Origin of the sequence: Flavobacterium sp. CBA20B-1 (assembly GCF_028473145.1) — a bacterium.
Classification (GTDB): domain Bacteria; phylum Bacteroidota; class Bacteroidia; order Flavobacteriales; family Flavobacteriaceae; genus Flavobacterium.
Genome location: NZ_CP092371.1, coordinates 42,401 through 64,592, shown reverse-complemented (window position 1 = coordinate 64,592; position 22,192 = coordinate 42,401). Strand labels below are relative to the sequence as shown.

At 35.9% G+C, this 22,192-nt stretch carries 20 protein-coding genes; 18 read left to right on the top strand and 2 right to left on the bottom strand.

Translation table 11 applies throughout. The annotated features are described in order from the left end of the window. Positions 1–11: 11 nt before the first annotated feature. Entirely contained in the window at positions 12–323 is a 312-nt protein-coding gene (locus MG290_RS14710) for a phosphoribosylpyrophosphate synthetase (protein WP_264563274.1), read from the bottom strand. An 11-nt stretch (positions 324–334) separates the two neighbouring features. Beyond that, positions 335–1,213, bottom strand: coding sequence for a DUF3347 domain-containing protein (locus MG290_RS14705; protein WP_264563275.1), 879 nt, complete (start codon positions 1,211–1,213; stop codon positions 335–337). 761 nt (positions 1,214–1,974) lie between these two features. On the opposite strand from MG290_RS14705, the gene MG290_RS14700 reads away from it, so the two are divergent. The 18 genes from MG290_RS14700 to MG290_RS14615 all read left to right on the top strand — a co-directional run bounded on the left by MG290_RS14700 (position 1,975) and on the right by MG290_RS14615 (position 22,188). Then, positions 1,975–2,310 (top strand): DUF6660 family protein, encoded by a 336-nt coding sequence (locus MG290_RS14700; RefSeq protein WP_264563276.1) that lies wholly within the window; start codon positions 1,975–1,977, stop codon positions 2,308–2,310. Between the two features lie 129 nt (positions 2,311–2,439). Further along, positions 2,440–6,798, top strand: a complete 4,359-nt coding sequence (locus MG290_RS14695) for a CusA/CzcA family heavy metal efflux RND transporter (protein WP_264563277.1) — start codon at positions 2,440–2,442, stop codon at positions 6,796–6,798. Positions 6,799–6,806: 8 nt separating this feature from the next. Then, complete coding sequence (locus tag MG290_RS14690) at positions 6,807–8,072, top strand: efflux RND transporter periplasmic adaptor subunit (protein WP_264563278.1); 1,266 nt, start codon at positions 6,807–6,809, stop codon at positions 8,070–8,072. A gap of 11 nt (positions 8,073–8,083) precedes the next feature. Next, positions 8,084–8,506, top strand: a complete 423-nt coding sequence (locus MG290_RS14685; protein ID WP_264563279.1) for a Fur family transcriptional regulator — start codon at positions 8,084–8,086, stop codon at positions 8,504–8,506. 47 nt (positions 8,507–8,553) lie between these two features. Next, positions 8,554–9,258: a transglutaminase-like domain-containing protein gene (locus MG290_RS14680; RefSeq protein ID WP_264563280.1), complete on the top strand. Its 705-nt coding sequence runs from the start codon at positions 8,554–8,556 to the stop codon at positions 9,256–9,258. Between the two features lie 22 nt (positions 9,259–9,280). After that, entirely contained in the window at positions 9,281–11,320 is a 2,040-nt protein-coding gene (locus MG290_RS14675; protein WP_264563281.1) for a heavy metal translocating P-type ATPase, read from the top strand. Between the two features lie 238 nt (positions 11,321–11,558). Next, positions 11,559–11,720: a hypothetical protein gene (locus MG290_RS14670; RefSeq protein ID WP_264563282.1), complete on the top strand. Its 162-nt coding sequence runs from the start codon at positions 11,559–11,561 to the stop codon at positions 11,718–11,720. Positions 11,721–11,956: 236 nt separating this feature from the next. Next, a complete protein-coding gene (locus MG290_RS14665; RefSeq protein WP_264563283.1) occupies positions 11,957–12,259 on the top strand; it encodes a hypothetical protein in 303 nt (100 codons plus the stop codon). A 103-nt stretch (positions 12,260–12,362) separates the two neighbouring features. After that, entirely contained in the window at positions 12,363–12,857 is a 495-nt protein-coding gene (locus MG290_RS14660) for a virulence-associated E family protein (protein WP_264563284.1), read from the top strand. A gap of 796 nt (positions 12,858–13,653) precedes the next feature. After that, a complete protein-coding gene (locus tag MG290_RS14655; RefSeq protein ID WP_264563285.1) occupies positions 13,654–13,944 on the top strand; it encodes a hypothetical protein in 291 nt (96 codons plus the stop codon). Positions 13,945–14,190: 246 nt separating this feature from the next. Beyond that, positions 14,191–16,629 carry a TraG family conjugative transposon ATPase gene (locus tag MG290_RS14650; protein ID WP_272586475.1) on the top strand — a complete coding sequence of 813 codons (2,439 nt, stop codon included), beginning with the start codon at positions 14,191–14,193 and terminating at the stop codon, positions 16,627–16,629. Positions 16,630–16,646: 17 nt separating this feature from the next. After that, positions 16,647–17,156 (top strand): hypothetical protein, encoded by a 510-nt coding sequence (locus tag MG290_RS14645; protein ID WP_264563226.1) that lies wholly within the window; start codon positions 16,647–16,649, stop codon positions 17,154–17,156. After that, complete coding sequence (locus MG290_RS14640; RefSeq protein WP_264563227.1) at positions 17,157–17,957, top strand: hypothetical protein; 801 nt, start codon at positions 17,157–17,159, stop codon at positions 17,955–17,957. It begins immediately after the preceding gene. Position 17,958: 1 nt separating this feature from the next. Next, on the top strand, positions 17,959–18,594 hold the full coding sequence (locus MG290_RS14635) for a hypothetical protein (protein ID WP_264563228.1): 636 nt from the start codon (positions 17,959–17,961) through the stop codon (positions 18,592–18,594). Continuing rightward, complete coding sequence (traM, locus tag MG290_RS14630) at positions 18,595–19,620, top strand: conjugative transposon protein TraM (RefSeq protein WP_264563229.1); 1,026 nt, start codon at positions 18,595–18,597, stop codon at positions 19,618–19,620. Further along, entirely contained in the window at positions 19,617–20,405 is a 789-nt protein-coding gene (locus tag MG290_RS14625; RefSeq protein WP_264563230.1) for a DUF4138 domain-containing protein, read from the top strand. Before traM ends, MG290_RS14625 begins: the two co-directional genes overlap by 4 nt. 11 nt (positions 20,406–20,416) lie before the next feature. Beyond that, positions 20,417–20,965 carry a hypothetical protein gene (locus MG290_RS14620; protein ID WP_264563231.1) on the top strand — a complete coding sequence of 183 codons (549 nt, stop codon included), beginning with the start codon at positions 20,417–20,419 and terminating at the stop codon, positions 20,963–20,965. Positions 20,966–21,024: 59 nt separating this feature from the next. After that, on the top strand, positions 21,025–22,188 hold the full coding sequence (locus MG290_RS14615; RefSeq protein ID WP_264563232.1) for a hypothetical protein: 1,164 nt from the start codon (positions 21,025–21,027) through the stop codon (positions 22,186–22,188). Positions 22,189–22,192: the final 4 nt, after the last annotated feature.

Genomic DNA, 22,192 nt, shown 5'->3' with positions numbered 1-22,192 from the left:
AACAAAAGGTTTTAAAAGTGATATGTATTTAATCTTTTTGCCATCTCATGGGTCATTTCTTCGGCATAAGTACCATAGGCATCAACAAGAACTCCTTTGTTCTTACCGTCAGTGGACGATATGGCATAAATCACTGCATTGTTATCAGGACTGCTGTCGAGGCTTTCAAAACGATGTGTTTCTACCACCGTAAAATTTTCCGGCTTTAGTTTAAGGCTATTTGATGCGCAGTACAGGCAGTCTGGCAACAGACTAAAATCCATATCGTACCCACGTTGTTTAAGTTCATTGAGAGCCTGCACCATATCATTGTACTGTACCATAGCTTTCAGACTTATTGTTTGATGGTTTCAACAGTACTGCCACAGGTAAGCATTTGTGCGCCGTAATACGGATTTTTAATTGCATTCTCTTTGCTTAACCAGTTTGCCCCGCCATTGTACATAGGACAATGTTGGTAATAAACGGGGGCATCCTGCTTGGATACTTTAGCCAGAGCGTAGATATTGCCCGAGAGTGTAGCAAAATCATTTCTCTGTTTTGCAACATCTTTTGATTTTGAAATACTTTCTGCCTTAGCTGCTAAGTCTTGCATTACTTTCATCCAAACAGTATGCTCTTCTGCCGATAGCTTACTCATATCAACTGCTTTAATAGATGCAGACAATTCAGCAGCTTTAGCGGATGCGGTTGCCGCATCTGTTTTTATCAAAGCATCTTTAACCGAAAAGTAGCTGTCAAATACAGGTTTTAACTGTGATTGATTTTGAGTTGCATCCTTGTTACCTTGTGCTGTCATTTCACTATGGTTGTGATTGCTATGTCCGGAGTTCATATCCATTCCTGTTTCTTTGTTTTTGGCAACAGTCTTTAAAGGTCTATCATACTGGCAGCAGCCAGCCAGTTTCGCATATACATCATCCGGCGCACGGAACTTCTCACTGTCATAACCAGCCAAAGCGATACGTTTTAGGATTTCGTCCTGATTTGTTTTGTTGCCGTCATAAGTGAGCGTAGCCATCTTGGTATCTTTGTTCCAATCCACACTGGCTACCTTTTTTACGTTACCTGCTTTTTCGATAGTGGTTTTGCATATACCACAATTACCATAAATTTTTACGGTTTCTGTTTTCGCATTTTTTATCTGTGCGAAGCTGTTTATTGATGATAGTAATACAGCGATTACCATCACTATTTTTGATAATGATTTCATAATAATTACATTTTAGCAAATGGGGCATTAGCAAACCCATTTCTGTTTGAAATTCTAAATAATTGCTATAAATAGGGGGTTTACAAAAGCCGCAACAGCTTTTGACAAGACACACCTATGGCTGTTAAGCCATGGTTTTAGCTTATTTTAGGCGGTAGCCAAATGGAGAAAAATCCCGAAGAAATGTATGTGTCTGAATAAAGAAAGAATTGTTTTTGAACAACAACTAATAAGTTGTATTTGAGTTCAGGTGTAAAAGGAATAAAACTAAAACTAACTGTAGGGCAATGGCAAGATGAATGTCCGCATTTGCCCCCACAATCGTCATTGTCTTTTTGGTTATGCGAACTTTTATTTTTGCAACAGTCATTTTTGTCTGTCTGTGAAGTTTTTTTGTCGCAACAAGATTTTTCAGTTTGTGTGTGAGATTTACTACAAGCATAAGTCAGTGTTGGTGTCAAAAAGAAACCAAGCAATGCTATGAGTAATATGTAAATCTGTTTTGTCATTTATTATCTTATTGCAAAGATATAAATTTTTTCGTTCGGTGGCGTTGGCAAAAAATGTCCCATTTACGGCGGATTTTTTGTTGATTTTTGTGTCCTTGATTCGCTTCTATTAATTATGCGGATCGCAAAAAAAAATAAAAAACATAGGTAGGTCAGCGTGTCGGGGTGCTAATTGTCCGTTTAATTTTAGCACTGTTATCTGTAACAATGCAATGCCATTGCATTACTTTTTTACTAACTTTGCAAAATAATATGAAAGTCTTTTCTTCCATACTGGCACTTTTTATGATGGCGTTATTTCTAATGCCGTGTGCCGATATGTATGAAAAAGAGGTATTTAATAACCAGGAATATTCTACTGAAATAACACATCAGGATACTCACGACCATACAGAGAGCGACTTATGTACACCTTTTTGTTTATGCGGTTGTTGTGGAGTAGTTTCCGGAGTAGTTCTTCAATGGAACGTTTTTAATATAGGTAAGATAAAGACCTTTAATTTATCTAAGCCAAAAGTTTATTATAAATCTACCTTTATATCCCGCTATCTGGGGGAAATTTGGCAACCGCCAAAGGTTAATGCTTAATTTTTAATGTTTTAGTGATTACAGCTTGACGCAAACAGCGTTAGCTCGGCTTTTGGGCTATTTATATTGCCAAAAAACATAATCACTATGATTTTATCATTATTAATTCATCATTAATCGTAACAAAAAGTGTTAGATAATATTATAAAATTCTCTATAAAGAATAAGTTCATTATAGGATTGATGACCTTGTTTCTCATCATTTGGGGGGTATGGAGTGCCAAGCAAATCCCCATTGATGCCCAACCTGACATTACAAACAATCAGGTTCAGATTATTACCCTGTCGCCTACATTGGCAGGACAAGAAGTAGAACAATTAGTAACATTTCCCGTAGAGCAAAGTATCGTTAATCTTCCAAAAGTAGAAGAGATAAGAAGTGTTTCAAGATTTGGATTATCTGTTGTAACCGTTGTCTTTCAAGATAATGTCGATATTTATTTTGCACGACAGTTAGTAAGCCAACAGCTGAAAGAAGCACAAGACCAGATACCTGACGGGATTGGAACACCTGAACTTGCTCCTGTCAGTACAGGTCTTGGCGAAGTGTACCAATATATTCTTCATCCCAAAGAAGGCAGTGAAGACAAATATTCCGCAATGGATTTGCGGACAATGCAGGACTGGATTGTTGCCAGACAACTTTACGGTACTCCGGGAATTGCAGAAGTCAATAGTTTCGGTGGTTTGCTTAAACAGTACGAAGTTTCTATCGACCCAAACCGCATCAAGGCAATGGACGTTAGTATTTCCGATATTTTTACCGCCCTCGAAAACAACAACCAAAATACCGGAGGTGCATATATCGATAAGAAGCCCAATGCTTACTTTATTCGCGGGATTGGTCTGGTTACTTCATTGGAAGATGTAGGAAATATCGTCGTTAAAAATACAGGGACTGTTCCTGTATTCATCAAAGATGTAGCTGAAGTGAAATTCGGGAACGCTACCCGATACGGTGCAATGACCTATAACGGCGAGGTAGATGCTGTGGGAGGTATTGTGATGATGCTCAAGGGAGAAAACACTGCCACTGTCGTAAAAAACATCAAAGAAAAAATACCGGTTATCCAACAATCCCTGCCCGAAGATGTGGTCATAGAACCCTATTTGGATAGAATGAATTTGGTAGATAGAGCCATAAGTACTGTCGAAAAAAACCTTATTGAAGGAGCTTTAATCGTAATATTTGTATTAATTATTTTCTTAGGGAATTTCAGGGCTGGTTTAATCGTAGCGTCCGCCATACCGTTATCAATGCTTTTTGCATTGGGAATGATGCGGCTATTTGGTGTGAGTGCCAATTTGATGAGTATGGGGGCTATTGATTTCGGATTGATAGTGGACGGTTCCCTGATAGTCGTTGAGGCGACAATGCACCATTTGGGCTTACGGAAATCCACACAGAAACTTACGCAGACAGAAATGGACGAGGAGGTGTATGAATCTGCAAGAAAAATCCGTACAAGTGCGGCGTTTGGAGAAATTATTATCCTTATCGTGTATATCCCTATCCTTACTTTGGTCGGTATAGAGGGGAAAATGTTTACGCCAATGGCACAGACCGTAAGTTTTGCCATATTGGGAGCACTGATTTTGTCCTTTACCTATATCCCGATGATGAGTGCCTTGTGTCTGTCTAAGAAACCGATTACCAAAAGGAATTTTTCAGACAAAATGATGGACTATCTGCAAGGTGTTTATAAGCCTTTGTTAGAAAAAGCCATTCGGATAAAATATGTGGTTATTGCGATTGCCGTTGGACTTTTTACAATCAGCCTATTCCTTTTTTCACGGATGGGCGGAGAGTTCCTGCCAAAATTGGGCGAGGGCGATTTTGCTTTCCACTGTATCCTCCCACAGGGAACATCGTTAAGCCAAAGCGTGGAAACCTCTATGCAGGCATCTAAAATAATCAAGGAATTTGACGAAGTAAAAATGGTCGTAGGCAAGACAGGTGCTGCCGAAGTACCGACCGACCCGATGCCTCCCGAAGCGACCGACCTGATGATTATCCTAAAACCGCAGGACGAATGGAAAACAAAAAAATCCTATGACGAGCTTTCCAATGAAATGATGGAGAAACTTGAAGTTATTCCCGGTGTATTCTTTGAAGCCAATCAGCCGATACAGATGCGGTTTAATGAACTGATGACAGGTATCAGGCAGGATGTAGCCGTTAAGATATTCGGAGAAGACCTCGACAGTTTGTTGGTTTATGCCAATAAAGCGAATGCTATTATTCAAACAGTAGAAGGTGCGACTGCTCCGCAGGTAGAACGGGTAGCAGGTCTTCCCCAAATCAATATCGAATATGACCGTACCCGAATAGCCAATTACGGCTTGAATGTACAGGAAATAAACGATATTGTCAGCACTGCGTTCGCAGGTAAATCAGCAGGTGTGATTTATGAAAACGAACGAAGATTTGATTTGGTGGTACGGCTTGATGAAGCCCACCGCAGTTCCATTGAGGATGTGAGCAATCTGTTTATCCCACTACCAAACGGCGACCAAATACCGCTTTCACAGGTTGCAAACATTGATTACAAATTAGGGCCCGCACAAATCAGCCGTGAAGGCGGTAAACGCAGGATATATGTCGGCTTCAACGTACAGGGGCGGGATGTAGCCAGCGTTGTCAATGAAATTCAGGATAAATTGGCTGAACAGATTAAGCTACCGACAGGTTATTATTTTACTTATGGTGGTCAGTTTGAGAACCTCCAAAAAGCTACCGACAGATTGCTGATTGCTGTACCTATCGCATTGCTTTTGATTTTTATCCTGTTGTATTTCACATTCCATTCGTTTAAGGAAGCCGTTTTGGTATATACAGCTATCCCGATGAGTGCCATTGGAGGCGTATTTGCCCTGTTATTGCGGGATATGCCATTCAGCATATCAGCAGGTGTCGGATTTATCGCCCTGTTTGGTGTTGCTGTTCTGAATGGGATTGTACTGATTGCCACGTTCAATAGACTGGAAAAAGAGGGTTGGAACGAGATTATTCCGAGAATTATCGAGGGAGCTAAAACAAGGCTTAGACCTGTATTGATGACGGCATCTGTGGCAAGTTTAGGTTTTTTACCAATGGCGTTGAGTACAAGTGCAGGTGCAGAAGTACAAAAACCGTTGGCAACCGTGGTTATCGGTGGACTGATTTCGGCAACTGCCCTGACATTGTTCGTCCTGCCATTGCTGTACCTCGTATTTATGAGAAACCAAAAACCTCCGAAAAATAGTAAAACGAAAGCCATAGCACCCGTGCTGTTGCTGTTTGTGTTCTTGGGTTTTTCTCAAAACGGTAAGGCACAAACTCCGATGAGTGTAGATAGAGCTATTGAAGTAGCTGTGGAGACCAACCCTCAGCTACGTTCCAAAAATATGGATATTCAATCTGCCCAAAGCCTTAGCAAGACGGCGTATGAACTACCGAAGACCGATGTAAACTTCCAATACGGGAATAATGAGGGATTTGAATATAATGACGGTTTCCAAATTTCACAGACCATTCCCTTTCCGACACTTTTTGGGGTAAAGAAAAGCCTTGTCAAAGAGCAGGTCAAAGGGCAGGAATGGTCAAAGGCTTTGACAGAAAATGAACTGAAAAAGCAGGTAAGAACCTATTATTATCAGTTAGAGTATTTGGAGCATAATGCTTCGGTTTTGAAGCATTTGGATAGTATTTATGCCGACTTTATCCGTGTTGCGGAACTCCGGTATAAAACGGGAGATATAGGACGGATTGAAGTCAGTACGGCTGTTACCAAACAGGGGGAAATAAATATATTGCTCCAGCAAAACGAGGTTTTCAGGCAGAATGCCTATCAGAGCCTTAAAAACCTGATGCAGACACAGGAAGATTTTGCCATTGAACCCAAATCCGACTATGTACCATTACTGTTAACTTCTTTCATAGACAGTTCAGCTATTGAAAACCATCCAAGCATTCAGTTATTGTATCAGGAGGCTAAAATCGCTGAACAGAACAAGAAATTGGAACGGGCAAACAGCCTGCCTGATTTTACGTTCGGCTATAATAACATATCGCTGATAGGAATGCACAGTAAAAATGGTGTAGAGCAATTTTATGGCAGAGGACAGCGGTTTAGTTTTGTTGATGTAGGTATTACAATCCCCATTTTTACAACCACCAAAGCAAAAATCCGTTCCCTTGACTATCAGAAACAATCATTGGAACTGAATGCCCAATGGCAGCAGGAGCAGCTAAAAACGGAATTGGCAAATGCCCTGAAACAATACGAACAGAATGTTGCACAGTTTACCTATTTCAAGGAGCAGGCACTTCCCAATGCTGATGAAATCATCAATGCGGCAAAGTTAGGGTACAGTACCGGAGATATTTCTTATGTGGAATACCTCTTTGCCTTGCAGACAACAACCGACATTCAGCTTAATTATTTAAAGAGCATACAGCAAATCAACGAGGCTGTAACGCTTATCCATTCATTAATCAGTAAATAATACAAAATATGAAACGTATCACAAATAATATAGTTTTTAGCGTTTTTGTCCTCGTAGCCATCTTTGCTTTGAATGCTTGTACAAATAAACATTCGGAGGACGACGGACATAATCACGGCAGCGAAGCAGCAACAACAACGGACGAACACGAAGAAGAAGAAGAAAACGTTGCCGTACTGACCGATGAACAGATGAAAGCCGTAGGTGTCGAAATCGGCTCTATTGAGCAAAAACAATTATCCGCAACATTGAAAGCCAACGGTGGATTGAGAGTACCCAACAGCAACAAGGCAAATGCAACTTCAATGTTTGGTGGCGTTATCAAATCCCTCAATGTGGAGATAGGCGATTTCGTAAGGAAAGGTCAGGTCATCGCCACTATTTCCAATCCGCAATTCATACAGTTGCAGGAAGAATACCTAAGCATCAATAGCAGGATAGAATTTGCAGAGCAGGAAGTGGTAAGACAAAGAGAGCTGAACGAGGGAAATGCAGGTGCAAAGAAAAACCTGCAAAGTGCCACTTCTGAATTGAATACGTTAAGAACACGTAAATCCTCGTTGAACCAGCAAATCCAAATGATGGGCATTAATCCGGCTTCCTTGTCAAATTCCAGCCTTAAATCCTCGTTGGTTGTTACAAGCCCGATAAGCGGTACGATAAGTAACGTTTTTGCCAAAATCGGAAGCTATGTAGATGTGTCTTCGCCTATTGCCGAAATAATAGAGAACACAGCATTGCACTTGGATTTACAGGTATATGAAAAGGATATTCCCCTAATCAAAATAGGTCAGAAAATAGATTTTGTCGTAACCAACAACCCCAATAAGACCTATTCTGCCGAAGTTTATAGTATTGGTTCGTCTTTTAGCGGAGAGAGTAAGACCATTGCGGTTCACAGTAAAATTACCGGAGATAAAACAGGATTGATTGACGGAATGAGTATAACCGGAACGGTAAGTTCAGATGATGTGCTAAGTACGGCTGTGCCAAACGATGCGATTGTCAATGCTGACGGGAAATATTACATCTTTTTGGTCAAGGAGCAGGAAGAAGAACCACACGACCACAAAGAGGACGAGGCTCACGACCACGGTTCGGAAAAAGGAACTCAATTTGTAAGAGTAGAAGTCGTTAAAGGAGCTTCTCAATTGGGTTACACGGCGATAACGCCTGTAAGTGAAATTCCACAAGGTACGCATATCGTGGTAAAAGGTGCGTTTTTTGTGAATGCAAAAATGGATGATACGGCAGAACACGCTCACGGTCATTAAAATAGTATATAATGAAAAAAAGCATTGAACAAAAGCTGTTGTCAAAGAATACTAATCCGACCAGTATGCGGATATTGGTGTACGATTTCTTGGAGAAACAGCAAACAGCGATGTCCTTATCTGAAATCGAAAGCCATTTTTATAAAGCAGACAGAGTTACGATTTATAGGACTTTGAAAACTTTTGAGGAAAAGGGCATTGTACACAGCATTCAGGAGAACACTACGGTTAAGTATATTTTGTGCCACGATGGGTGTGATGAAGAAACACACAAGGATTGGCACTTACATTTCTATTGTAAGATTTGTAAACAGACGACCTGTAAGGAGGATTTCATAATACCGCAGAATGGAAGTCAGAATTACCGTATCGACGAAATAAAATTATTTGGTAAAGGTGTTTGTGAGAACTGTTTAAAGGAGAGTTTGCAATAGCATTGCAGGCTCTCCCTGTGTAACTTTACTATAAATTTAAATGTATTATGGACACCTATCTTAAAGAAACAAAAATTCTTGATTACTCAAACGTTTCTATACAAAGCCTTTTGGAGCAAAGGGGCTGGGGAAATTTGGACACTATTTCCAAAGTAAAGGCAATATACAATTTTGTACGGGACGAAATAAAGTTTGGCTACAATGTTTCGGACGATATTCCGGCATCAAAAATATTGCAGGACGGCTATGGACAATGCAATACAAAAGCAACTTTGCTAATGGCTTTGTTAAGAGCAACGGGAATACCGAACCGTATTCACGGTTTTACAATTGACAAAGCCTTGCAAAAAGGAGCTATTACGGGTATTTGGTACAAACTTTCGCCTAAGAACATCCTGCATAGCTGGGTTGAAGTTTGGGTAAACGAGCAATGGTATTTTTTGGAGGGCGTGATTTTGGATAAACCGTACCTCACAAAATTACAGGAACAGAACAGTGATTGCAAAACCACTTTCTGCGGTTTCGGAGTTTACACCGATAATTTTGAGAACCCGCCGATTGAATGGAGCCTCAATAATACGTTTATTCAAGACAAGGGTATTAATCAGGATTTTGGTGTATTTGTCACGCCCGATGATTTTTATTCAAAGCACCAGCAAAAGCTAAATGCTTTTAAGCGGTTTATTTTTCGCAACATCGTGAGGCATATAATGAATAATAACGTGGAAAGAATAAGAAATAAAAAAGTGTAATAAATCTAAAAAATTAAAGGCTATGATAAATACAGATAAAAATCATAAGCATACCTATGATGCACAAGGCAGAATGACTTGTTGCACACAGGAAGAAAAAATTTACACCCAAGCAGGTGCAAAAGAGTTGGTAAAAGAAAAGCATCAACACGACCATAGCGATGATGACGGACACGACCATTCACATTCGGGCAGTAACGATAGTGTTTTCAAGATGTTTCTTCCTGCCATTATTTCCCTTGTGCTATTGCTTACAGGTATCACAATGGATAATTGGCTTCCGCAGCAATGGTTTACAGGTTGGGTAAGGATTATTTGGTATGTGGTAGCGTATGCTCCCGTCGGGTTTCCTGTATTGGCAGATGCCGTGAAAAGCATCAGAAAGGGAGAAATATTTTCAGAGTTCTTTTTAATGGGCATTGCCACCATCGGGGCATTTGCCATTGGCGAATATCCCGAGGGCGTTGCCGTTATGTTGTTCTATGCCGTTGGAGAAGTTTTTCAAACAATGGCGGTTTCCAGAGCCAAAGCAAACATCAAATCATTGCTTGACCAAAGACCCGATGAAGTAACCGTTTTAAAAAACAATGAACCGCAAACCGTAAAGGCAGAAACTGTTGCCGTTGGCGAAATTATACAGCTTAAACCGGGAGAAAAATTAGGCTTAGACGGAGAACTGTTGTCCGAAACGGCATCGTTCAACACCGCAGCACTCACAGGCGAAAGCAAACCCGACACCAAAGCCAAAGGAGATACGGTTTTGGCAGGAATGATAAACCTTAATACCGTTGTACAAGTGAAGGTTACAACCGCATATACGGATAGCAAGTTGAGTAAAATTTTGGAATTGGTACAGAATGCCACTTCACAGAAAGCACCGACTGAATTGTTTATCCGCAAGTTTGCAAAAATCTATACCCCTATCGTGGTACTGTTAGCGGTTGCTATTTGTGTGCTGCCTTATTTTTTCATAACAGATTATCAGTTTAAGGATTGGTTGTACAGAGCTTTGGTATTCCTGGTTATTTCTTGTCCTTGTGCATTGGTTATAAGTATTCCATTGGGTTATTTCGGTGGTATTGGAGCAGCGAGCAGAAACGGAATACTGTTTAAAGGAAGCAGCTTTTTAGATGCCCTTTCCAATATCCAAAATGTGGTAATGGATAAAACGGGTACAATGACAGCCGGCGTTTTTAAGGTTCAGGAAGTGGTATTTGACAAAGCGTTCAATCCAGACGAAATTCTGCAATTGGTCAATGTTTTGGAAAGCCACAGTACGCACCCCGTAGCGACAGCTATTCACGAGTACGTCGGCAAACCGGATAATACAATCCGCTTGGTAAATACGGAGGAAATCGCAGGACACGGACTGAAATCAACCGTAAATGGAAAGGATTTGTTGGTAGGGAATTTCAAACTGATGAACAAGTTTGGAATACAATATGACTTAGACCCGAACAGTATTGTTTATACAACTATTGCCGTGGCTTACGACAACAAATTTGTTGGTTACATCACTATTGCCGACAGCATTAAAGAAGATGCACAGGAAACCATAAATCTATTGCATAAGCTCAATGTAAAAGCGACTATGCTTAGCGGAGATAAAAGTACAGTGGTAAAGTATGTAGCAGAGCAGTTAGGGATAGACAATGCTTTCGGGGATTTATTGCCCGAAGATAAAGTAAACAGGGTTAAAGAAATCAAAGCCAAAGGCGAAAGTGTTGCTTTCGTTGGCGATGGCGTGAACGATGCTCCCGTTGTGGCATTGAGCGACGTAGGTATCGCAATGGGCGGTTTGGGAAGCGATGCCACCATTGAAACGGCGGATGTGGTCATACAGGACGATAAGCCAAGCAAAATTCCTGTGGCAATCAACATCGGAAAAAAGACAAAGAAAATCGTTTGGCAGAATATTACTTTGGCATTTGTAGTAAAAGGAATTGTATTAGTACTTGGTGCAGGTGGATTGGCTACAATGTGGGAAGCTGTTTTTGCTGATGTGGGTGTAGCATTATTGGCTATCCTTAATGCGGTACGAATACAGCGGATGAAATTTTAAACTAAAACTACGAGCGACAATTTTTCAATAAAAAAAAAAAGTAGTTCAGTTTACAGAACAAACGGCATTTTTATAAGAACAATCCGAAAATGTTTTGTTTGATATATGGGAAGAAAAAGCAATGGATAATGTCACCTATTGCCAAGAGTTGATAAATAAAATATTGAAATTCCCTGATGCCAAGTTCCCTGATTTCTTTTCACATCATTGCGATTTTGTGGAAGACCCAATAAAATGATTGAACAAATTTGAAAAACTGATTTCAGAAAATGAAGAATCATTTGTTACAACTACCAAGCGTAGGCGGATCATGAAATGCTATACTATTATAGAAAGCAAACGCAAAGAATTAGAAGTATTAAGAAAACGACACACCAACACCAAACCACCAATGCAATAGATCAATGCCGAGTGTGAGGAGTGATTTTTTTATTTAGGGAAGTAAAAAGTAAAGTAAACCGTATGGGGGATTATACAGATAAGATAATGTTTTTGACCAATGAAAAGTTTGATTATAAATAGGCAAGCTTAGATTTCATCAATCCAAAACTACCCGATTATTCAGACCAATGCCAAAAAGAGATAGACCAGATACAGCATTTATTTCGTTTAACCGATAAATTTTCTAAACAACAGATGCAAAAGAATACCAACGGCATTCCGTTCAATAAGCTGAAAATAAACTGTAACATCAATCAGTTGGTAGATATATTTTACCAACTCCACAGGGAATTATTTACAGAAGGCAAACCCATTATTGACGGTAATATAAATGATTTTGTTGCAGTCATAGTAAATTCATTCACAGATACAGACGAGGAAGAAGAAAAACCGAGCTTCATAGATAGGTTAGAAACCTTTTTAAACTACCGTTATAACTTTCGCTATAACGTAGTTTCGGGAAAATTGGAATACAAGGCTACAAAAGCTACGTTTTGAAATCTGTAACGGATTTTGTAGAAAATTCCATATTGAGAGAAATACTCAAAGCAAAAGTAAAATGCAACATCAATACATTACGTAATTTGTTACGTTCCGATTATTGCGAACAGTTCGACCCATTCAAAATTATTTTGATAACCTGCCAAACAATGAAGATGAAACCGACTACATCACAGAGCTTGCCAACACCATTATCAGCACAAATCAGGATTTATGGCAGGTATGTTTCAAAAAATGGTTTGTCGCAATGGTAGCCTGCGTAATCAACGAAAAAGTAACCAACCAAACCGTAATCGTATTCAGCGGAAAACAAAGCGTAGGAAAAACAACGTGGATAGAAAAGCTGATATCAAAGTCTTTAAAGGATTATATGTTTTCGGTGACAATCAAGCCAAATAATAAAGATACCTTGATACACTTGGCAGAATGTATGCTAATCAATTTGGACGAAATCGAAAACTTAAACCTTACCGAAATCGGTACACTCAAAGAGCTGATAACAAAAACGCATATCCGTATGCGTAAAGCTTATGGACATAACAACGAACCCCTTACACGCAGGGCATCGTTTGCAGGCAGTGTAAACACCACCTAATTTTTAAATGACACAACAGGTTCGAGGCGTTTCCTTTATTTGGCCTTAAAAATAAAATTGTACTACCATTTATTTTGGGAGGAGTCGTCTGATTAGTATTTTCTTCTTTGTCATTACTATTAACGAAGGTTGTTGGAAAACTAATTTTCCATTTTTTTTCTTTTGAATTCCACATTAAATATGTTCCATCAAATCCTTCGAGAAAAATAATTTCAAATTCGTCGTTTCCATTAGTTTCATAACTAGGATTTGTTCCTAGCATTTCAATCTTAAATCCAATTTTTCTTAAAGTTTTCCAATCATCATTTTCAGGAAGTTTGTTATTTTGGGTTTTATACTTATTTATATTTTCAATGAAAGTGTTTCCATAATTTATGTCTGATTTTTTGGTTATTTCAAATGGAAAATTCCAATAGATAATTAAAGAAACTATTGATATTATAAAAATAGAAATTAGAATGAAATTGCCTTTTTCAATGTAGATTTAGTTTGGTAAAATTGCCACTAAGGGCAGTTATAGCAAGATATGCGAATGTTTTTAATCTTTGTTTTGCTTTATATATTTCAAATATAAGTATTCTTTTAACATATCAGAACTAATTATTTATGTTTCAAATTTTTCTGAAATTATATGATATATGGTTTCCATTACAATAAAGTTTCTTTTTAATATATAAAAATATATGTATATATAAATATATTTAAATTGTATTAAATGTTAAAATTTAAAATTAACATAAAAAGGAGTGTATAGTTAGAAAAAAAATTTTAACTTGGGTTTTGAAAAAGAAAATCCATGAAAAAGAAATTAATTTATATGTCGATAGTGACTTTTGCTATCGCACAGAGTTCTATTGCTCAGAACCTTGATTTACAGACGCCAGCGAATAATCTTAAGCAACAAATTTCATCAATATTTCCTATTGTTGCATGTATTCTATTTGTAGTTGTTGCCCTAGTTAATTTAGGTCATTTTACCAAAGAAGGTGGCGACTGGAAAAAGGGTGTTTTTAACATTGTTCTTTACTGCGTTATCGTAGGGGTTATTGTTAGTTTATATCAGTATATAGGTTCCACAAGTTTATAATTTTAAAATACTTTCTGGCTATGAGAAAGATTAAGAATTATAAACACTTTAGAAAAGAACCTTCTATTTGGGGTATGAATGTTAAGGCTTTTATGGTTTTTATAATTGTTGTTATATGTTCATTAATGACATTAACAACCGGAGTTTTCATTCCTAAACTTATAGTTTTATTACTAATAATAGGAGTTTCTTATTTGGTTTGTGTTTCCCTTCTTTCTAATAAAGGATTGTTTTCAAGTGTATCAGATGAAAAGTTACCAAACAAAATATCGAAGTACGAATGATACTACATTAGCTATAGATCAAAATAAAATTTGGGCAGCCAATGGAGTGTTTGCTATGGCATTTCATGTTGATTTGCCTGAAAAATATTCTTTGGGAGAAGATGATCTTGAAGCTATTAATGATTTTTGGCATAAAGCGTTTAAATATCTGCCTACAAATACGATTATTTGTAAACAGGATATTTATGCTCAAAATAATTTCAGTACGCATACTTGGTCTGATACTAACTTTTTGCAAAAATCTACTAAAAGTTATTTTAATAATCGTCCTTATTTAGAACATTCCTGCAATCTATTCTTTGTACAATCAAGTATCGATACGTTTTTCAATGATAAAATTCAAAATCCTTTTAAACGGCTAACTAAAAAGAAATTTACCCAGTATGACGATAAAATCAGAAGTTTTATAGACGCTGTTGAGAATACCATTTCCTTTTTGATTAATCAAAAACTTAACAGTGGTAATGCGTTCCGTATTCAACCTTTTACTTTTGAGGAAACTATGGCGTATGAAGATTTCTTTTTCAATGGTTTTACACATGATGTAATTACGGATCGTATTTTTGAAAAAGATCATATTCAGATAGGAGATAAATTTTTGGCAGCTGTTTGTATCAACGATGAGAAGCAAATGCCTGAAACTATTAATTCGTATAAATTAGATAAAGACTTCTCCACTGCAAATTATAAATTCTTTCAAAGTAATGGTGATATTTTTGGGTTCGATTTAAACTTCGATCACGTGTATAATCAAATCATTTTTATTGATGATAGTAAGAAGCACACTCGTGATTTAGAAAAAAGAAATGAACAACTGGAGAAGTCCCAAAGATTTTCTAATGAGAACAAAATTGGGTTTGATCAAACCAAATTAATAATAGAAGATGTAATCAACGAGCGAGATCATGTACAAATTGTTCGTGGCCATAATAACATTATTGCTATGGCATCGAATATTGAAGATTTAAAAATACGTACGAATCAAATTATTCAAAAGTGCCGAGAATTAGATATTAAAGCGTATTTACCTATTTCGAATTATTTGAATGCTACCTTTAATTACTCATTCCCTTTGTTTGCACAGTATTTTTCTAATCGACAAACTTATCGTGCAAATTTAGATTTAGCTGTTTCGTTATTCAATAATACCACGAATTATAAGAGCGATAAAGAAGGGATTTTATTCAATTCTCGCTTTAATTCTAATATTCCTGTGCGAGTGGATACTTGGGATGAAAACAAAAAATATATGAATGCGCGAAACTTCTTCATTGTTGCTCCTACAGGTTATGGAAAGTCGTTTTTAGCGAATCATATTTTTAGAAATTTTAATGAACAAAATAACAGTAAAACCGTTATTATTGATTTGGGAGGATCTTATAAAAAGCTATCTGCACTTTATCCGGATACAGCTTATATTACCTATCAAGAAGGACAAAGCTTAGGTATTAATCCTTTTTTTATAGAGGGAGAAATATCTTCTAAAAAGATTGAAGAATTAACGCTCTTTGTTCAAACGCATTACAGAAGGGATCGGCTTCCAAGTCAGAAAGAAAGTACTGCCCTAAAAAAAATTATAGAATATTATTATCAAACGAAAAACAGAAATAATGATTCGTGTTTTTCCTTTTTAAACTTTGTTGATTTTGTAGAAAATTCAAAGGATAATCTTTTATCTACTTTAGAAATTGATTCGGATTATTTTGATTTAAGAGAGTTCCTGTTTTTGTTGTCTGATTTTAGAAAAAATGGATTGTATGAGTTCCTTTATCGGGAAGATGAACATACAATTATTCAATCATTAACCGATAAAAGAATTATTGTTTTTGAGTTAGACGAAATAAAGGATAATGAGCTTTTGCTTACTATTATGTTGCAGTTAATCGGGATTACTATTGAGGATATTATTTGGAAAGATAAATCCACAAGAGGATATATCTTTTTTGATGAATTCGCTAAACAATTAAAATTCGAAGGAGTTTTAAATAAAGTGGAATATTTCTTCCAAGCGGTACGTAAACAAAACTCGGCAATTGGTATTGTTCTACAATCAATTACCCAATTACCAGAAAATACTACCGCCCAATCTATTATTGAAAATACTCAAATGTTATATGTTCTCAATGCTAAAGATTACCGTGAAATTCAGAAGCGTTTTCATTTATCGGAGCACGCGTATAATCAATTAGTTTCTATACAAAGTAATTTTTCTGCGGAACGTCCCTACTCGGAAGTTTTTATTATGCGTGGAAATGTTCACGGTGTTTATCGATTAGAAACTCCTCAGGAAGTGTTTTGGGCATATCAAACGGAAGGTAGTAAGAATCAAGAACTGATGAATTATTACGAAGAGTATGGTGATATGGAAAAAACAATTACAAAGATGATAAGTAATAAATAATTTAAAAAAAATAGGCTATGAAAAGAATTTTTTTACTCGTTGCATTATTAGTTGGTATAAGTAGTAATGCACAAATGGTAACCATAACTGAAGCACCAGCCACCGATATTTTATTAGGTGAGCAAATTGCAGACGGCTTGAAAAGTCTACAGGTGTCAATGGATAATTACGAATTGGTAAAATCGAATGTAGAAAAGGTTGAAAAGGTGAATTCATATATCGGTCAATTGCAGTTGATATCCGATATGATTGATCGGCAGCAAGAAGCCATCAAAAATGCCCAACAGGTTCAAAAACTGATAAAGAATATTAAAAATGTTTCTACTGCAAATTCTACAATGAATTCAGTTTCTAATTCGCTTACTGCAATTAATAATTCGGCAAAGATGATTAACAAAATTACTTCATCTGGATTCTTTAATATGAGCGACAAAGAACGTATTGATATGTTGGAGAAAGAGAATCAAATAATATCATCTAATGCAAGAAAAATAAAGAGTAAGCTGTACATTCTTAAAAATTTGTAGATGGAGGCGTTTGATTTTTCATTTATAAATAGCCTTCGGCAATCCATTGAAAGTGAAAATATTTTAAACTATACCATTACTGGGTTTAAGGCATTTGCTATTGCTTTGTTGGGTTTGAAATATTTAGGAAAGTACTTTCAAAATATGGATCATGAAGAACCTCGTTTAGGTGGCTTTATGGAAGTTTTAGGGGCAGGTATGATTATTATTTCAGCTGATTGGATTATCGATATGATTGAAAATATATTTGCTCAAATCGATGATTCTATAACCACCAAAACCGTTCCTTTTAATACAGAGGTATTCACTAATGCGATGCTTGAACTACAAATGTTACAAGATGGATGTTCGGGGTTTGACTGTATTAATGTCTTTATTGATTCGTTTGTCGCCAATTGTATCATCGTCATATTCTATGCGATTTATTGTTTGTTATGGGTGTTGGATAATTTGGTATATGGGTTTTATTTGATTGAACGGGTGTTTCTAATTCAGATTATGAGGTTCATTTTTCCATTAGCAATTGTATTTTCTCAGCTAGATGGTACAAAAGACTTTTTTTACCGCTGGATTAAAAAATATGTAGGGATTCTACTATTGCCCATACCTTATATGGCCATATTTCATTTATCGAATTTAGTGATGACACATACCTCACAAATTCAAAGTATAAACCCTGATGATCCTGCTAATTTAACCAAGAGATTATTACTCTATATCGCAGGTTTGGGTATATCATTTTTCTTGAAAATTAAATTGTTCAGTGGCACAAAACGATTAGTAGATAATTTATTTAATTAGTATGAAAGTAGGAGAAAACATATTTTATAAACTAAAAAGAAACAATGTAGCCGTATACGTTATGGCTGTAATTACGTTGGTTTCTGTAGTGTCGGCAGTATATTTCAGTTACCAAACATATCTACATAGTCGCAATCATGTGTATGCTATTGATAGTACAGGTCAAATGCTACCACTTACTCTAATTGATGAAAAGAAAGACCGTATTAGGCAAGTAATGGCAAATGCCGATTTATTTGTCAATTACGCCTACGATATTGACGCTTTTAATTATAAAGATAAGAAAGAAAAATTAGCGTGGTTGTTAGATAATAATGTAATCAGGATTTTTAAGAATAAAGAGAATGCCGGCTATTATAATCAGTTGCTGCAATACAATATTATTCAGCACGCAAAAGTACTTCCTGAAACGATGCAGTGGTCGGAGGAAAATGGAAAATATACGCTACGATTTATAACTCAAATTCAAATTATTAATACAGGACAAAAGCAGGTTTATAATATTCAAATTAAGCTGAGTATGATTGATGTGTCCATTAATTATCCATACAATCCTTATGGGCTTTTGATAGTTGATTATGTAGAAGAAAGTAAGGTTTTAATTCAAGATGTTGAACAGTTAAAAGAAATGGAATAGATGAATTGGGATTTTAAAAATTTAAGTGAAGAAGATAAATGTAAATTCATTGTTTATACCATTTTCGGAATTATATCAATAGGTGTAATTGGTATTGGTTTTTCGTTCGCAGGTGGTGAGGATTCATCAAATAAGGAAGTTAGTACTATGGATATTCCTTTATCTTCAAAAAAAGAACAGTACGAAACAAGGCTACAAGCTTTAAAAAAATTTGATACCGTTAGGGGGGATCCAAATCAACGAATGACTCAATTTTTTGCAAGAAAAAAGGAGAATGATATAGAGGGTAATATAGATTACTTTAATCAGAATAAATCGGAAACAAATTTTAATACTAGTTATGAACCGATTCATCAGCAAGTAGATAATACTACTCCAGTCCGAAAATCGAATTACAACCGATACGGAAATTCATCCATGTGGCAAGTAGAAGAACCTCAAAATAGTAACATTGGGTATTCATCAGCCAATAATTACGTTGAAAACAGAGTACAGCAAATGGAACAACGTACTACTGTTCAAACTACCGAAACTTATGTGAAGAATGTTGTTTCCGTAGAACAATCAAAAAAGGAAATATTCGAAAATGGCAAACAAGTACGAAATGGTACGATTCAGGCAGTTGTTAGAGGTACACAAGAAGTTAAAAACGGACAAACGTTACGGTTTCAAACCAATGCAGATGGTTTTATTGGTGGAGTCAAAATTCCACGTAATACGTCCTTATTTGGTATTGTTCGCTTTAATCAATATCGTGCCGAAATTACCATAGAAACTACAAATATTAATGGATCTATCGTGCCTGTTAATCTAGTAGTTTATAGTAATGATGGTTTAAAAGGAATTCCCATCTCTTTAGATGAAAGTTTAAAACAAGGAAGAAATAGCGCAGTGGATGATGTGGCTAGAAGTGGTGGTATTTTAGGTAAAGTGGGAAGTGTTGTGGGCAGTGTAGTATCTAATAAAGTTAAAGAACCTTCTGTAAAATTTATTGATAATCAAAAAGTCTTATTAATTCAAAAATGATAAAGTTATTTTCAATCGCATTACTATTAATCGGATTTAAGGTAAATGCACAGATACAAGTTTTAAAAGCCTCAAAAGATAAATTCATAACGGTACAATTCCCTGCGAAAGTTGATTTTTATCAAAACTCTGTGTCTATACACGATAAATTCGGAATTCGGCAAGTAGATGATATTTTGTTTATACAATTTCTTGAACCAAACGTTCAGGAAACCAACTTATTTGTAAAAACAGTTGATAATAAAACATACAATTTTTTATTACGATACGATGAAGATCCAACAGACCTTACTGTTCGAATTGATGCAGGAAATATAACGAATGAATCGCAATCAAACGCTAAATCATTACCGGTTAATAGTTCCAACATAAGTCAGAAGCTTTTGAAGGAATCTGGATATATAAAAAGCCGTAATATCTCATCTTATAAAAATATCAAGGTTATTTTAAATGGTATTTATGTGAATAGTGATAAGATGTATGTTTTAATGCGAATTGATAACAATAGCAATATCAATTACGATGTGAATGCCTTCAAATTTTATATTACTAACTCCAAAGGTATTGCTACGAGTGAACAAACAGTTGATGTTAATATTCTCCAAGTAACTCCTGATTTAAAAGCGCTTCCTAAAGGTAAAAATAAAATAGTTTTTATGTTCGATAAATTCTCTGTAGGAGATGACAAACAACTTCTGTTTGAATTAACAGAGAAAAACGGAGATAGGAATTTAAGTTTCAAAATTTTAGCATCATTAATTGATAACGCACGCTATTACAATTAAAAAATATGACTATGAGAAAGATATTATTGTTCCTTTTCGGACTTTTCTATGCATCAACTTTTGCTCAAACACATTACGCAGGGCAATATAGCTTAGGGTTTAATTATGGATTTGTAAATAATGGAAAAAACTATAATATAAACGTTCAAAAGCTTATTGGAAATAAATTCTTTGGAATGCGAGCCGATTTGGATCTTTTGCAGCAAGATTATAACCTTGCATTTTTTGGTTCAACCGTGTATCAAGGAAATTTTAATAGCAAAAGAGTGGGTATTGCAGGTACTTATTCGCTTGAAAAAGTAATTCCCCATCCTTTCTATTTACAGCTATATATTGGTGGAATTTATAGTAATGAAGAACTTAAGAATTTTGATCTTCCTGAAGGAGCCATGCCTTCATACAACCGAAATAATTTCGGCGCATATGGGGGTACAGAATTAGAATTTGTTCTTTTTCCAGCTCTCTCATTAACTGGCGGGGTTAAGTATCACAACATTTTTAAATCTACTATTGATAAAGAAATAGTTTTTGGGCAAGTAGGTCTCAAAATAAACTTTTAGTCTAACACATTTAAATTTTTTATGCTATGAGAAAGATTTTAAAATTATTTGTTTGCTGCATGCTTCTTATAAGTTGCTCAGATGAAGAAAATCTTATTAGTGGAAATTCTGATTATAAATTTCCTTTTGAAATTGTTATTACAGGAGAGAGTAATTCGGTAAGTAATATTCCTTTTGATATTACTATTCATCCGTTAGAATTGGGCGAGATTGAAAACCCTAATCCAGATTACAAATTCAAATTTACGATTATGGACGCACAGGTAAAAAACGGAGAAACATTACTTACAAATGGTACTTGGTTAAATTATGACGAGCTAACCGATGGTAAGTTAACGTTGATTTTTAATTCTAATAACAATTCTTCTGCGAAAACCTTGACTATTACTATGATAAATAGCCAAGGATATGAAACAACCCAGACTAAATCTTTTGGCATTACCAACCAAGAACTAGATTTTGAAGTAAGCCTTGTAGATAGTCAGCTTAATCCGTTTTCTAATAATGTGATTCCTTACGATCAGCGTGAAAATACATTGATTAAAGTTGAAAACGTAGTCAGTACAAATCCAATTATCGGGGTAAAATTTCAAAGCAATGCTATTTTATCTGTAAATGGAAATCCTATTACAAATTCTACTGTTATTCCATATGGTTCAGGTGTATTTACAATTAAATATAAAGATGATAGTTATGGTGTACAACCTATTAATGTTATTGCTATGGATCAGCAAAATAATGAGGTTACCAAAGGGTTGATTGTTGATTTAAAGTATAAAGTGTTTGATGTGAATTTTACATGGGGAACAAGTCAATCTGTTACTACAAATACCACTAATTTGATTGAGTTTTTTGTGACAGGCAATTGGAACAGTAGCCCTTATCACTTCACAAGAACAAGTGGAAGACAAGATAAGTACATTAAAGTTAATATTCAAAAATATGACCCTTCAGAGACTTTCCATGTGGAATTTACGCAAAATCCTACGGGATTATTAACTTATAGTTATGGTATTGTAAATGAACCTTTAGATACGAATTGGCAAGGACATTATATCCTGGAAGAAGGATCAAACTATTTAAAAATAGATACCAATTTTGGAGCTCAGGCTACAACAATTTGGGGAGCTGGTACTGCTACTTTTAAAGTTGTTAGCAGCAATGGTGATGAAAAATCAAAAACATATAATATAAACGTGTATTTAAACGGATCTTTAAATTAAAATA